Annotated in this window: 9 protein-coding genes and 1 pseudogene; 7 read left to right on the forward strand and 3 right to left on the reverse strand. The window is 34.1% G+C overall.

Features of this window, described 5'->3' with window-relative positions:
• Positions 1–234: 234 nt before the first annotated feature.
• From FND99_RS17945 to FND99_RS17955, 3 genes are all read right to left on the reverse strand, one after another.
• Positions 235–3,141: an FAD-binding and (Fe-S)-binding domain-containing protein gene (locus FND99_RS17945; protein ID WP_144339317.1), complete on the reverse strand. Its 2,907-nt coding sequence runs from the start codon at positions 3,139–3,141 to the stop codon at positions 235–237.
• Positions 3,142–3,439: 298 nt separating this feature from the next.
• Complete coding sequence (locus tag FND99_RS17950; RefSeq protein WP_144339318.1) at positions 3,440–3,730, reverse strand: hypothetical protein; 291 nt, start codon at positions 3,728–3,730, stop codon at positions 3,440–3,442.
• 316 nt (positions 3,731–4,046) lie between these two features.
• On the reverse strand, positions 4,047–7,295 hold the full coding sequence (locus tag FND99_RS17955) for a DEAD/DEAH box helicase (RefSeq protein WP_144339319.1): 3,249 nt from the start codon (positions 7,293–7,295) through the stop codon (positions 4,047–4,049).
• A 253-nt stretch (positions 7,296–7,548) separates the two neighbouring features.
• On the opposite strand from FND99_RS17955, the gene FND99_RS17960 reads away from it, so the two are divergent.
• The 7 genes and pseudogenes from FND99_RS17960 to FND99_RS17990 all read left to right on the forward strand — a co-directional run bounded on the left by FND99_RS17960 (position 7,549) and on the right by FND99_RS17990 (position 15,307).
• Complete coding sequence (locus FND99_RS17960) at positions 7,549–8,757, forward strand: anhydro-N-acetylmuramic acid kinase (RefSeq protein ID WP_144339320.1); 1,209 nt, start codon at positions 7,549–7,551, stop codon at positions 8,755–8,757.
• A gap of 289 nt (positions 8,758–9,046) precedes the next feature.
• Positions 9,047–10,621 carry a glycoside hydrolase family 10 protein gene (locus tag FND99_RS17965; protein ID WP_144339321.1) on the forward strand — a complete coding sequence of 525 codons (1,575 nt, stop codon included), beginning with the start codon at positions 9,047–9,049 and terminating at the stop codon, positions 10,619–10,621.
• The gene (locus FND99_RS17970) at positions 10,608–11,933 is read left to right on the forward strand and encodes an MFS transporter (protein ID WP_144339322.1); all 1,326 of its coding nucleotides are present in this window, start codon (positions 10,608–10,610) and stop codon (positions 11,931–11,933) included. Before FND99_RS17965 ends, FND99_RS17970 begins: the two co-directional genes overlap by 14 nt.
• 22 nt (positions 11,934–11,955) lie before the next feature.
• The gene (locus tag FND99_RS17975; RefSeq protein WP_035649259.1) at positions 11,956–12,297 is read left to right on the forward strand and encodes a hypothetical protein; all 342 of its coding nucleotides are present in this window, start codon (positions 11,956–11,958) and stop codon (positions 12,295–12,297) included.
• A gap of 184 nt (positions 12,298–12,481) precedes the next feature.
• Positions 12,482–12,927, forward strand: a pseudogene (locus FND99_RS17980) (GNAT family N-acetyltransferase).
• A gap of 2 nt (positions 12,928–12,929) precedes the next feature.
• Positions 12,930–14,543 carry a glycoside hydrolase family 3 protein gene (locus tag FND99_RS17985; RefSeq protein WP_144339323.1) on the forward strand — a complete coding sequence of 538 codons (1,614 nt, stop codon included), beginning with the start codon at positions 12,930–12,932 and terminating at the stop codon, positions 14,541–14,543.
• 125 nt (positions 14,544–14,668) lie between these two features.
• Positions 14,669–15,307 carry a peroxiredoxin gene (locus FND99_RS17990; RefSeq protein ID WP_144339324.1) on the forward strand — a complete coding sequence of 213 codons (639 nt, stop codon included), beginning with the start codon at positions 14,669–14,671 and terminating at the stop codon, positions 15,305–15,307.
• Positions 15,308–15,361 lie beyond the last annotated feature (54 nt).

Raw genomic sequence — 15,361 nt, forward strand, 5'->3', positions numbered from 1 at the left:
CTCATTTTATGTCATTTCGACGGAGGAGAAATCGCACACGAAATTCGACAAAGATTAGCGACTCTCTGTACGGAGTTTCTAGTGTGATTTCTCCTCCGTCGAAATGACAAACTGTGTGTTTATAAAATGGAAAAAAACATTTTAATTATTTTACCCCCCCCTTTAATCTGTGGCTAAAATATTTTAAATCTTTGCGCTCTTTGCGTAATCCTTAGCGCTCTTTGCGGTTAAACTTTACTTCAAACAATTCCTCAAAATACTAACAGGATGCTGTGCTTCACGTTTGGTCCCGTCGTAAATCTGATGACGGCAACTTGTTCCGGCGGCAGCAATTTTTACGTTCTCAGCAGTGTTGCGTACTTTTGGAAAAAGCGTGTCCTCCCCCATTTGCATGCTCACTTGATAATGCTCTTTTTCATAGCCAAATGAACCCGCCATTCCACAACAACCCGAATTGTAAATCGTAACCGTATTATTTTTAGGAAGATTCAGCATGGCAAAAGTTGCTTCAACAGAACTCAAAGACTTTTGATGACAATGTCCGTGAATTTTGATTTCTTTTGTTTCTTCAGAAAAAGAATCTGGCGTTATTTTTCCGTCGATGATTTCTTTTTTGAAGAATTCTTCGATGGTGAAAGCATTTTGCGAAATACGTTCCGCACTTTCTTTATCCGATGCTAATCGTAAATATTCATCTCTAAAAGTCAAAATAGCCGAAGGTTCAATTCCGATTAAAGGCGTATTGCTCGAAATCAAATCTTTAAAAATATTTACATTAATATCGGTTATCTTTTTGGCTTCTTCCAGAAATCCTTTCGATAAGTAAGTTCTGCCGCTTTCTTCGTGATTGACGATTAAAACTTCGTAACCTAATTTCGTCAATAATTCAAAAGCATCAATCCCGATATTTACGTCGTAATAATTGGTAAATTCATCAACAAACAAATACAATTGTCCGTTTGGAAAATCGGCGTTTTTAGGTTTATTGTTTTCATACCATTTTCTAAACGTCTTTTTCGCCAAAAGCGGCACTTGTCTTTCTGGCGCAATTCCCATTGTTTTTTTAACCAATGACTGATTCGAAATAAAATTCGTGATCGACGGAAATTTGCTCCCCATTTTGTTCAATTTGGCGTTGTTGGCAAAAATCTTGTTTCGGGTCGAAAATCCGTTTGCTTTTTGGTATTGGTATAAAAATTCCGCTTTTAAAGTTGCAACGTCAACATTACTCGGACATTCGCTTGCGCAGGCTTTACAGCTTACACACAACTCAAAAACTTCGTATAATTCTTTCTGGTTAAATTTGTTTTCTTTTTCAGAATACGTCAAATATTCGCGTAAAGCGTTTGCTCTTGCACGAGTCGTTTCTTTCTCATTTCGCGTCGCACGATAACTAGGACACATAGCTCCGCCCGCCGATGGCATTTTTCGGCAATCGCCAGAACCGTTGCATTTTTCAGCTGCGCGCAAAATTCCTAAACTATCTGAGAAATCCTGAAATGTTTTAATATCTGGTTCTACTCTTCCTGAAATCACACGATGGTTTTCATCCATTTTCAAAGCATTGACAATCTTGCCAATATTCAAAACCGAATTCGGGTCAAACGCTAGTTTGATTCTTTTCAACAATTCGTAATTCTTCTCGCCAATCATAAACGGAATAAATTCACCACGCACGATTCCATCGCCATGTTCACCACTTAACGAACCTCTGTATTTTTTAACCAAATGCGCCACTTCCGTCGCAATGGTTCTAAATAATTTTAAATCCGATGTTTTCTTCAAATTCAAAACCGGACGCAAGTGCAATTCTCCTGCACCAGCGTGCGCATAATAAATCGCTTCCTGTCCGTGACGCAACATCATCGCCGAAAACTCTGCAATATATGCTGGTAAATCACTCAATTCTACCGCTGTATCTTCAATTGAATCGGCTGCTTTGTCATCGCCTACAATACTTCCTAAAAGTCCGAGTCCGGCTTTTCTAAGTTCGTTGGCTTTGTCAATATCAGCTCCAAATAATTTAACGCTGGCATATCCAAAATTGTGTTTTTCTAAATCTGCAATTAAAGCATTGGCTTGATTTTCGGCATCTTCTAAAGTGTGTGAAGCGACTTCAAAAAGCATAATCGCTTTTGGTTCTCCAACTAAAAAGAAACGGTTTTTAATGTGTTCGCGATTCGTTTTGGTACAATCCAAAATCGTGTCGTCGATCATTTCGCAAGTGTACAAATGATGTTTCATCGCTACGACAACAGATTCCAAAGATTCTTGGATCGTATGATAATGCGCCACGACCATAATACTATGAGGTGGTGGCAAATCGTCGACTTTTAAAGTGATTTCGGTTGTAAAGGCCAAAGTTCCTTCGCTTCCGCAAAGCAGTTTTCCAAGATTTATAGTTGGTTCTGTTCCTCCAAATAATTCTGATCTTAGTAAAATATCAACAGCGTAACCTGTATTTCGTCTGTGAATTTCCGGTTTCGGAAACTCTTTTATAATTTCTTCCTGATTTTCTTTTATCGAAAGTTCGTCGTAAACGCTTTTGTAGATTTTATTTTCTAAAGAATCGCCTTTGGTTTTCTCGATAAATTCCGCCGAAGTCAATTCGCCAAAAGCCACTTCTGTTCCATCGCTCAAAATCGCTTTTACCTCAGCAATTTTATCACGCGTAACGCCATAACGAATCGAAGTGGTTCCAGAGGAATTATTTCCAACCATTCCGCCAATCATCGCGCGATTTGAAGTAGAAGTAATTGGAGCAAAGAAAACGCCGTGAGGTTTTAAAAATAAATTCAGTTCATCACGAATCACGCCGGGCTGAACGGTAACCGTTTTTTTCTCGGCATCATAACCTACTATTTTAGTAAAATGTTTCGAAACATCAACCACAAGTCCGTCACCAACGGCTTGTCCCGCAAGTGAAGTTCCGGCCGTTCTTGGCGTAACCGAAATATGATGTTCTCCCGCAAAGCGAATTAACTTGCTGATATCTGCCGTAGATTTAGGCAAAGCCACCGCATTTGGCCGAATCCGGTACACCGATGCATCTGTCGAATAAAGTGTTTTATGAAGATCATCGTATAAAAGTGTGCCTTCCAACGATGCTGATAATTGTTCTAAATCCTTAAGTAGTAACATTATTTATGACCTGAAAATGAATTACAAAAATAGGGATTTTTTAGGTTCTTTTAATAGGTTCAGAGATGCAAAGGTCAATCCCGAAGCTTCGGGACAGAGTTTAGACTCATTTTATGTCATTTCGACGAAGGAGACCCGAGCGATAGCGAATAGGCGAAGCAAATCCTCGCAAGTAACTTCGCAACGAAATCCATGCTAGCGCGAGCATCTTGCTCGTGAATAAGTTTGAGGGCACGAGCGAGACGCTCGCGCTAGCAAAATCTATCAGGGTAGTAACTTATGATGACTTTGAAGAAATTTACTCAACAAGTCCTTCAGTAAACTTTAAAGCAACACTACCAAAAGTCGGTTTCATGAAATCTTGAAAAGCAGTTGCCTCTTCAGGGGTTTGAAAAGATACCGAATGCTCTTCAATTAATGCATTTAATGTAAAGTTTAAGTGCATAATGTAACCTTGAAAATCATCCAGATAATGAGATTTTGCATCTACTAGTTCCATACCTGATAATTTTTCAAAAGGTTGGCGCTTTGCGTTTATATACGCTTCCGCGCTTTTAATAAATTCTTCTTTGATTTTTTCGTAACTCATGTCTTGATGATTTATGTACGATACTATTTTGCCATCTGTTTGAAAATCCCGCATGGATAATTTCCAGAATAAGTCTAACGGACAACATGAGTGTATGACTTTTTATTTTGAATACTTCATTTACTCAAATTTAAGAAAAATTAGCGAGGATAACAAGATTTTGAAATGTCCTGAGCTTCTCGTACAGATTTACAACCATAATAACATAACGTTAGCACGGATTGCAAATCCCCGCTAACGGGTATTGGGTTCATAAGACATTTTTAACGAAAATAAAAATTACCAAATTAAACTCGGTCAATGAATTGGCAAAATTTTAAATTTCAGACCCTATTACTTTTAATTTAAGCCCAGCTGTAATATCTAAATGATTTGCAGTCACATACAAAAGCTTTAGAACACTTTTAGAAACATTATTTTTATTTATTCCTGGTTGCACTAAAAAAATTTGAATTTCTAAAGGTTTTTTTCTCATACTGTTACATACTTCATCAATTATATCTATATCTCCTTTCAAAATTCTTGTTTTATTTATTCTCCTTTTCAAATTCTCTCTTCTATTGAAATGTTCTTTAAAAAACTTATAATCTTTATACTTCCAATTAATAGATTTTTGAACTTGTCCGCATATCTGATACAAATTTAAATTCTCTAAATTGTTAGTAGGAACTGCTATGGATTGGTCTTTTCCTTTAGTTACAAATTTAATATGATATAAATTCAAATAAACTTTATCCGCTTCATCTCTAAGCAAAACTAAATCTGCCATCTCATTTCTATCATCATCATTAAAAATTACATCCCAATTTTCCTTTTTTAATGATTCCCATAATTTGTATTGTATGGAATTTTTCACAAAATTATTTTCGTCAAATCCCATTGACTCTTTTGTTAAATCAACCCCTTGCCAATCAAATGGTATAATTTCATTCTTTGGAAAATCTAAAACTTCTTCATTATATTTTATGTAACGATTTCCATAAAGTATCGAATTTTCTATAAAACCTATTTGAGGAGGATAATCTCCATTAAAATATCCAAGTAGGGCTTTTGGCTCTTGCGATCCTTTTATTATAAGAACATCTAATGTTGAAATTTTTTCTATTTTAAATCCATTTTCATTTATTATTAATTTAAAACTAATGACATCTTTTACCGTTAATAAATCAAATAATATATCTCCCGTTTCACTTGGGTTTTTAATTTGTAATTCACAATCCCATAAATTATATAACACACTGGAAATCTTTAATTCATATTTCCTGTCCACTTCTTTGTAAAATAGTGGATTCCAATCAATAAAATACGGTATTGAAGCTGGTCTTCTTTCTATGACCTTAGGTTCTAGAGTATCCAATACTTCATTTGGATCGATATCTGGATTAATTAACTTATCTCCAACATTTGTACACCAATTTGTAAGCTCTTTTAAATTCCCTCTTAAATAGGACCAAATTTTACCTTTAGTTGAAGCTCCGAAGGAAACTTTATCTCCGTCTTCAAAACCAACTCCAAAAATATTATTCTTAAATCCTGCATTTAATTCTGCTTTTGTTATTGCTGATTGTAAATTACTACCAAAAAAAGATTGAAAACTCTTATCTTTTCCTGGAGTCATCCTCATACCAACGTTAAATAACAATAATCTTTTTACGTTATAAAATACCTTAAATACATCAATTTCTGAAATTTTTGCATATCCATCAACAAAAACTTTATCAACTAAAAAATTAAAACTTTCTTTTTTAACCGAAGAGTGAATAAAAAGTAAATTATTTTTTACTTCATAATGTATTACCATTAAATGCCAATCAAAATTTTGAAATTCACTAAAGCTTCCCCATTCAACATTAAATTCTTTACCCAATAAAATTACCAAAGTCCTTTCATGTTCATTATATGAAATGAATCGATGCTTGTATTCAGGAAAATCTTCCTTAGTAATTACATTTAATTTTTGAAGAACATTTGTTGAGTTTTTATAAACTAATGTACTAAATGCAGGATTTATATTTTGAAAAGGAATATCTGATTCTTCTATATTATTGAATCCCGCTAAAAACTCGCTAAAATCAATCTGATCTTGAGTTGCAATTTGGCTTAAATCTGGCAAAATAGTATTCCAATTAGATTCCTTATTATAAAGTAAATCTATTCCCTCCTCTATTCCTTCTTGTCGCAAATTCGCTATAAATGAAGCATTACCTAATTTAATAGAGTTACTAACTCTTGTAAATCTTCCTATAAACTGAAGTGTAATGGGTAAACTTTTTCTAATATCATGTAACGCCGCAATTTTTAATTCAGGTAAATCAAAACCTTCTCCAAGCATATCAACACAAACGATTATTTTATGTTTTCTTTTTTTTATATTTTCTAAAATAAATTTTCTGTTTAAAACATTTGAATGAATAACAACAGGATTAAATTCAGTATAATTTTCATACAATTTAAATACTTCATCAGCTCTTAAATTAGTTCTACATCTTGCCATAAGAAAATGATCTAATTTATTGACATCTCTATCTTCTTTTAATTTTTCAATTGCTTTTAATGCAATTTCTTTATCTGCGATTTCTCTATCATATTCTTTAACTGGTATGAAATCAATTTTTTGGAAATAACCTTGCTCTTGTGCGTCTTTCATAGAAAAATTATAAATAAATTTTCCTGAAAGACGTTCTCCATCGTATCTAAAAGGTGTCGCTGTAAATTGTATTACTTTTCCTTTATCAAAATATCCAATCACTCTATCCCATTGCTTTGCTTTTGCATGATGCGCTTCGTCAACAAATAGATGTGAACATAAACCAGTTATGACTTCCATGTAGTCATTAGGTATATTTGAAATCAAATTCATTGTCGATACTATAACATTAGATCTTTCAAAAAAATCCTTTAAATCTTCTATTTTTTTTATTCCCTTATCTAATATTCCAACTTTGGGATATAATGCCGATTCAGAAACAATACCAAATTGTTTTAAAATACCTAGTGAAATAAACTTTTCCGACAGCTGACTACGCAAAGAATCGGAAGGTACAATAACCAAAAGCTTTTCACATCTATTAGCTATTAGTACAGAAAGCATAGTTTCTGTCTTTCCGGTTCCGGTCGGCAATACAACAATTCCTGCTTCCGTGGAATTTGTCAAATGCCCTAGAATATTATGTATGGCTCCTAATTGTGGTTTTCGTAATCCTCCCTCATTATTTTTTTTAATTTTAGAGTCATCATCACTCTTATAAACAAAACTATCTTTCCAAGAATCAAGTACTATCTTTGGATTGATCTCTATCTTGCTTGGATGTTTCAGCCATTTTTTAATAACAATTTTTTCATTTGTTGGAGCACCATCCGATAACAAAACAAAATCAGTATTATCAGAATAAATATCCTTATTTCCAGTAATGCAATATTTATTATTATCGTGATTGAATGTAACATAACTTCTATTTTCTTTTGTTAGAACAACTTCAATTTCTCTTTCAATATCCTTTAAATTAATAATGGAGTTATTAAAGATTTTAATTTTTTCTCTTAATTCCGGTAATATTATTTTCATTATGTTAATTATCTGATTGGTTATTTTTTTATTTAAGATTAAATTATCACCCAAATTTAATTACCTGATTTATAGCATTTTTACGGAAAACCATATTCTACTAAAATTCATTACAAGCAAGTGTAACAATAAATAAAAGAAAAACAGCAAGTACAAATACCCATTTTTGCAAACCAAAAAAATCCCCAACTTTCCCTAAATTTATCCCCAAATAAATCCCATTTTAGCATTATCAAAAAAGCATTCCATCAAAATGAATAAAAACATAACCAAACTCTATAATATAGCTCAAAAAGAAACCCGAAAAATAATAGGTTTAATGTCAGGAACTTCGCTTGACGGACTTGACTTGGCGCTTTGTGAAGTTTCGGGCGAAGGCGAAAGTACAATCGTAAAAATCAAGCAGTTTGAAACCATCGATTACAGCGAAGACATTAAAACCGAAATCAGAAAAGTATTTGCTAAAAAAACAATCGATTTTCAGCATTTGGTTTTGCTCAACGCATGGATTGCCGATTTGCACTCGGGAATGATCAAGGATTGTCTTTCAAAATGGAATATTCCCGCAAGCGAAGTTGATTTGATCGCATCGCACGGACAAACGGTTTTGCATGCGCCAAAGTTTTTGCATCAGCACGAAAAATTTCCAAATGCTACTTTGCAAATTGGCGATGGCGATCATATTGCCGTAAAAACCGGAATTATCACGTTATCCGATTTTAGACAAAAACACGTTGCAGGCGGTGGCGAAGGTGCGCCTTTGGCCGTTTATGGCGATTATTTGTTATTCAGCAAAAAAGGCGAAAATAGAATTATGCTCAACATGGGCGGCATTGCAAATTTCACCTATTTACCAGCCTCACAAAACGCCGAGGAAGTTTTTGTAACCGATACCGGAACGGCAAATACTTTAATAGATATTTTCACCAAACAGTTTTTCCCTGACAAAAGCTTCGATAAAGATGCTGAAATTGCGAAAAGCGGAACTGTAAATCAAGCCCTTTTAAGCGAATTAAAAAGCGACGCATTCTTCCAAAAAAGTTTTCCAAAAACAATTGGTCAGGAATTATTCAATCAGGATTTTGTGAACTCGGCTTTGGTAAAATTAGGTTTAGAGAACATTTCGGCACCAGATTTGCTGGCCACTTTAACGCGCCTAAGTGCTGAGACGATTGCCGAAGCGGTTTTGTTTGTGGTAGAAAATACTAAAACACCAATCGAAGAGTTTACAGTTTATATGTCGGGCGGTGGCGCTAGGAATCCGTTATTGGTGAGTTGGTTACAGAAATTATTGTCTTGTAAATTTGAAAAAAGCGACGTTCTCGGAATTTCAGGCGATGCGAAAGAAGCGGTTTTGTTTGCTGTTTTGGCAAATGAAACGGTTGCGGGAGGAAATTATAATTTTGGTTCAAAAAAAGGAATTCCATCGGTAACAATGGGGAAAATTTCTTTTCCAAGCTAAATATTTTTTGCCACAGATTAAAAGGATTAAAAAGATTAATCCATAAAATCCTTTAATCTGTGGCTATAAAAAAGTTGCCACAAATTACACGAATTTTCACGAATTGCTTTTTATACAGTCAGAAAAAATTAGTGGAAATTTGTGTAATTCGTGGCTAAAAAAATACCATTACTTGCACAAATTGCACTATTTTTTGTTTTTAATTATTCCTTTAAAAAATAATTCGTGAAAATTCGTGTAATTCGTGGCAAAAGAAACTATTTTTGGTTTTTGTTAATAAAAGATTGAAATGCATAAAAATCAGCACTTACTATACTCTATTATATTTTTGTTTTTCTTTGGATGGAAATCCTCTTCACAGGAAAATGTACAGCATCCTAAAAACGAATTCAGAGGTGTGTGGATTGCGACGGTTGTGAATATTGACTGGCCAAAAACGGCTACTGACAATGTTGAAAAAGAAAAAGCTGATTATCTTGAAATTCTAGAAACCTACAAAAAATTAAATTATAACGCTGTAATTGTTCAGGTTCGAAGCGTTGGCGATGCCATTTATCCTTCTGAATTTGCGCCTTGGTCACGATTTTTGACAGGGAAAGAAGGTTTGGCTCCAAATCCGTATTATGATGCTTTGGCTTGGATGATCGAGCAAGCGCACAATCGCGGATTTGAATTTCACGCTTGGCTGAATCCATATCGTGCGACTTTCGATTTAAATAAAAACCTTTTAAGTCCAGGACACGATCTTTTCAAACATCCGGAATGGATGATCGAATACGGCGGAAAATATTATTATGATCCTGCTTTGCCGGAAGTTCAAGCGCATTTGACTAAAGTGGTAAAAGAAGTCGTTGACAAATATGATATCGACGCGATTCATTTTGATGATTATTTTTATCCGTATGCCGTTCCCGGAAAAGTGTTTAATGACAGCGCTTCGTACAAAAAATACGGAGCCGGCTTAAGTCTTGCCGATTGGCGTCGTGCGAATGTGAGCAACTTTGTACACACGATTTCTACGACTATTAAAGCAAGCAAACCTTGGGTTCAATTCGGAATTAGTCCGTTTGGAGTTTGGCGAAATAAAACACAAGATCCACGAGGCTCTGAAACTGCATCTACATCAAATTACGACGATTTATACGCAGATCCAATGTTATGGATGGATCAAAAATGGATCGATTATATTCTGCCACAATTGTATTGGAGCATGAATAATACTAGAGCTTCTTATTCAAAATTAGTAAAATGGTGGTCTGAAAACGCTAGCAGCAATACTGCAATTTACATCGGGCACGCAACATACAAAATTAGAGCTGATGGCGATAAAAACTGGAATTTCATGCAGGAAATCCCAACCCAAATTGACTTTTTGAGAACATTCAAAAATGTTTCGGGAAGCGCCTATTTTAGTTCTAAATGGTTCATGAACAAAAACTTTGATGTGGTTCGTCATCTTGAAGAAAATCAATATAAATATCCAGCACTTCCTGCTCCGGTTCCGAATTTGAGACACGTTATTATCGACACGCCACAAGTAACTGAATATGCGAAAGACAGCATCAAATATACTTTTACAATAAAAAGTCCGCTGAATACAAAAGTTCGTTACATGGTTGTTTATGGTGGCGACCAAACTTCTAAAATCGATATTAATGATGCGACAAAAATTGTTGAAAAAGTTACCGTTAAAGAAGTTGACGGAAATATCACTTTTTCAATTGCTGGCGGAAAACTGAATCTTTACAAAGCCTGCGCCGTAACTTTTATTGATTATTACGCCAATGAAAGCACGCCAACAACTATTGACCTAAAAAAACCTTTTAAAAACTATACACCAAATCAACCTAATGAAAATAGATAATAAACCTTGGTTCTGGATTCCGTTTCTGAACTTTGCATCTGGATTGCCTTACGCCATAATTATTTCGGTTTCGGTAATTATGTACAAAAATCTGGGAATTTCAAATGAAGACATTGGCGTTTATACCAGTTTATTATATCTTCCTTGGGTAATCAAACCACTTTGGAGTCCGCTTGTAGAATTGGTAGGAACCAAAAGAAAATGGTTTTTATTGATGCAATTATTGATTTCAATCGCCTTTTTGCTGGTCGGATTTACGATTCCGTTTAATGGCTTTTTTATACTTTCATTAGCGATATTCTGGGTTGCCGCTTTTGCTTCTGCTTCCAATGATATTGCGACCGACGGTTTCTATTTATTGGTATTACCAGAAGACAAACAATCTTTTTTTATCGGAATTAGGAGCACTTTTTACAGGCTTTCCATGCTTGCCGGAAACGGATTGGTGGTGCTTTTTGCAGGTTATTTAGAACATAAATACGGTGATAATACAAAAGCATGGTCATACACCATGATTTGTGTTGGTTTATTAATGACTTTCATCACGGCTTACAATTTTATTTTTACTCCAAAAAATGAAATAAATGCTGTTGCTAATACTAAAGAAGCACATCATAATCAAAACTTTGCAACTGTTTTTATCAGCTTCTTTAAGAAAAAACAAATCGGAGTAATTCTGGCTTTTATTCTGGTTTTCAGATTAGGAGAATCACAATTACTTAAAATGCTGACGCCATTTTTACTTGATAAAAGAGAATTAGGCGGCATGGGATTGGATACAGAAGCTGTCGGAATTATTTATGGTACATTAGGAATTTTTGCGCTTACAATAGGAGGAATTTTAGGAGGAATTGCCATTTCAAAACATGGTCTTACAAAATGGATGTTGCCAATGTTTTTAGCTATGCACCTTCCAATACTTGGTTTTATTGGATTGGCTCATTTTCAGCCTCAAGAACTTTTTCATCTTCATTTAAATTTATATTTTTTTGAGATAAATTCTCCATTAAATCTTTATACTTGCATTACCGTTGTTTTGGAACAATTTGGTTATGGTTTTGGATTTACAGGTTTTATGATGTATTTGATTCATGTTGCCGAAGGAGAATCAAAAACAGCACATTATGCACTTGCAACCGGATTTATGGCATTAGGAATGATGTTGCCGGGAATGCTGAGCGGTTTTATACAACAATATTTAGGTTATCAAAACTTCTTTGTTTGGGTTTTGATTGCTACAATTCCAGGTCTTATTTTATCACGTTTTTTAATTTTCCCAAAAGATTTTGGGAAAAAATCAGAAGAAGTTTAAACCCCAAATCAAACTTTTACCTATGGAAATCAATGAAAATTTGCAGGCCGAACGCAACTTGAAAGGAGCTGAGTTCGAAAAAAATGGAAATCTTGAAAAAGCAATTGAATTGTATGAGGAAAATGTCGCGGAAAGCTTTAAAGGAAATCATCCTTACGATCGATTAGCTACGATCTACAAAAATCAGCTTGATCTTGAAAATGAAATCAGGATTTTAGAAAAAGCAATTATCGTTTATGAGGAAATTACACTCGTGGATAGATTGGAAGGTTTGCCAAAACTCTTCCGTTTTAAAAACCGATTAGAAAAAGCTATTGAAACAAAAAAACAATTGGCTAAGCAGAAAAAGGCTAAACTGAAATAAAACATTTTTTTTAAAACACATAGGAACATAGATTTTTTTGTGTAAAAAGAATAAAAAAGAGAAACTCGTTTCTCAACACATAGCTATGTGTATTTAAATAAAGTGAAACGCCTTTATCAACAACTAAATACTATGTTTCTATGTGTTAGAAAATTAAACGATACAAATCTAAGTATTCTAAATCATGAGTATAAAACGCACCAATTCAGACGATATCGATTTTATAAATCTCGTTGCTTTGTTAGATAAAGATTTAGCAATTAGAGATGGAGACGATCATGCATTTTACAATCAGTTTAATAAAACCGATAAAATAAAACATGTGATTGTGTATTACGAAAACGAAATTCCTGTTGGTTGTGGCGCTTTTCGCGAAAAAGAAAGCGACAAAACCGAAATCAAACGAATGTACGTTCATCCTGATTACAGAAAAAAAGGAATTGCTTCAAAAGTTTTAGCCGAATTAGAAATCTGGGCCAAAGAAGTGGGTTACACGTATACCATTTTGGAAACCGGAAAAAATCAACCGGAAGCCATCAACTTATATCAAAAATTAAATTATACCATCATTCCAAATTATCCTCCTTACGAAAAATGGATAATAGTGTCTGCATGAAAAAGACTTTATAATAATGAAAATTACTGCCGAAGCATTACGACAAAGAATAGGACAATTCTTTTTTCCTGCCGTTTTTATAAACGACACCGAGGAAAATATTCAAGAAACCGAACGCCTTATAAAAGAACATAATATTGGCGGATTGACCTTTTTCCATAGTCGTGCGAGCGCTGCAACGAATTACGAAAGCAAGAAAAAAGTAGTTTTTAATGACGACAGCTACGAAAAAATTAGAGCCTTAATTGCTCGTTATCAAAAAGCAGCTTCTACTCCACTTTTAATCAGTATTGATGCGGAATGGGGATTAGCAATGCGTATCGAAAAAACACCACAATATCCGTATGCGATTACGCTTGGTGCTTTGCCAGAAAACAAAGCTGATTTGATTTATGAAGTTGGAAAACAAATTGGTTTAGATTTAAAAGTAGCCGGAATTCAATATAATTTATCGCCTTTGGCTGACATCAATAATAATCCAAATAATCCGGTTATTGGGTATCGTTCTTTTGGTGAAAACAAAGAAAAAGTAGCCGATTTTGCTGTGGAATATTTAAACGGAATGTCGGAAGTTGGTGTTTTAGGCTGTTTGAAACACTTTCCTGGACACGGAAATACCAATGTCGATTCGCATTTAGGATTACCTGTTCTAAAGGAAACTTTAGAAGAATTAATGGAAAACGAATTATATCCGTTTATAAAAGGTATTGAAAACAATGTCGATTCAATTATGATTGGGCATTTGGCAGTTCCAAGTTTAAATGATGGAAAAGATACATCGGCAACTTTATCAAAAGCAGTTATTCAAGATCTTTTGCGTAATAAATTAGGTTATGATGGTTTGGTGATTTCTGATGCTTTGAATATGCATAGCGTTTCTAAATTATATGAAACCAAAGGTCAACTAGAATGGGAAGCTTTCAACGCTGGAAATGACGTTTTATGCTTCGCCGAAAATGTTCCCGAAGGAATTGAAGCGATTCTGAAAAATGCTTCGCCAGAACGTATCGAAGAAAGCTTTAACCGAATCATGAAAGCCAAAGAAAAAGCCGGAATTCTTTCTGGAAATATTGCTACTTTTGGCGAATTAAACTTTGAAAAAGCATCTGAATTAAATTTAGAAATTGCTCAAAATGCAATTACAACTATTATTGATAATTCAAATTCAAAGTTGGCTTTTGAAGCGCAAAAAAACAACAAACTTGCTAAACTGAGTTTATATAAAAATACCGAAAACACTTTCTTTAAAACTTTAAATTCAAAACTGAATTCTCCGGAATTAGCTTTTGAAAATTTAGAAGTTTCGGATATTTCATCCATCAAAAAAGAATTAGAAAATTTCGACACGATTTTAATTTCATTATTTGTTCCAAAGGCAAAACCAATGAATAATTTTGAAATTGATAATGAAGTTTTAGAATTGCTTTCTGATTTACTTCAAACCAAAAAATGTATTGTTTATGTTTTCGGAAATCCATATGTTTTGCCAATTATTCCGAATCTTAAAAAAGCTTTAGGACTGGTTCAAGCATATCAAGATTTTGAAGAATTTCAAAAAACTGCAGGAATTCAATTTTTAGAAAAAAATAGTTTTAACGGCGTTTTACCAGTAAATATTGATATCCAATAAGATACAATTACAAATAGTCAAAATTTATCAACTTATAAATTTTTATAATCACATCTTATTGTAAGAAGCTGTACTTATGCCCTACTTTTGCACCAGAAATAAATTTTTAACGTAAAACGAAAAATATGTCTTTAGTAGGAAAAAAATTCCCAAGTATTGCAGTAGATGCTATCTCAGAAATGGGTGATAATTTGAAAATCAACATTTTTGAAGAAGCAGTAAACAACAACAAAAAAGTATTATTGTTTTGGTACCCAAAAGATTTCACTTTTGTTTGCCCAACTGAATTACACGCCTTTCAAGCTGCATTACCAGAATTTGAAAAAAGAAATACTATCGTAATTGGTGCTTCTTGCGATACTAACGAGGTTCACTTTGCTTGGTTAAATACTCCAAAAAACAATGGTGGAATCGAAGGTGTTACTTACCCAATCTTAGCGGATACAAACCGTAACTTATCTAACATTTTAGGAATTTTAGATATTGATTCTACAGAATACAGCGAAGAAACTGATTCAGTTATCATCGAAGGTTCAAACGTAACTTTCAGAGCTACTTACCTTATTGACGAAACTGGAAAAATCTTCCACGAAAGTGTAAACGATATGCCATTAGGACGTAACGTAAACGAATACCTAAGAATGGTTGACGCTTACACGCACATCCAAACTAAAGGTGAAGTTTGTCCTGCAAACTGGGAAGCTGGTAAAGAAGCTATGTCTGCAGACAGAATCAGTACTGCTGAATACTTAAGCGCAAACTAAGCTGCTGAGATACTATCCCGAGGCTTCGGGACTAAGATGCTAAGTTTTTAACTT

The organism is Flavobacterium daemonense, from assembly GCF_007341385.1.
Lineage (GTDB): Bacteria > Bacteroidota > Bacteroidia > Flavobacteriales > Flavobacteriaceae > Flavobacterium > Flavobacterium daemonense.

What these genes read in the sequence shown, in the direction of transcription:
- FND99_RS17945 (WP_144339317.1), bottom strand. Translation starts at nt 3,141, where the DNA reads ATGTTACTACTTAAGGATTTAGAACAATTATCAGCATCGTTGGAAGGC.
- FND99_RS17950 (WP_144339318.1), bottom strand. Translation starts at nt 3,730, where the DNA reads ATGAGTTACGAAAAAATCAAAGAAGAATTTATTAAAAGCGCGGAAGCG.
- FND99_RS17955 (WP_144339319.1), bottom strand. Translation starts at nt 7,295, where the DNA reads ATGAAAATAATATTACCGGAATTAAGAGAAAAAATTAAAATCTTTAAT.
- FND99_RS17960 (WP_144339320.1), top strand. Translation starts at nt 7,549, where the DNA reads ATGAATAAAAACATAACCAAACTCTATAATATAGCTCAAAAAGAAACC.
- FND99_RS17965 (WP_144339321.1), top strand. Translation starts at nt 9,047, where the DNA reads ATGCATAAAAATCAGCACTTACTATACTCTATTATATTTTTGTTTTTC.
- FND99_RS17970 (WP_144339322.1), top strand. Translation starts at nt 10,608, where the DNA reads ATGAAAATAGATAATAAACCTTGGTTCTGGATTCCGTTTCTGAACTTT.
- FND99_RS17975 (WP_035649259.1), top strand. Translation starts at nt 11,956, where the DNA reads ATGGAAATCAATGAAAATTTGCAGGCCGAACGCAACTTGAAAGGAGCT.
- FND99_RS17985 (WP_144339323.1), top strand. Translation starts at nt 12,930, where the DNA reads ATGAAAATTACTGCCGAAGCATTACGACAAAGAATAGGACAATTCTTT.
- FND99_RS17990 (WP_144339324.1), top strand. Translation starts at nt 14,669, where the DNA reads ATGTCTTTAGTAGGAAAAAAATTCCCAAGTATTGCAGTAGATGCTATC.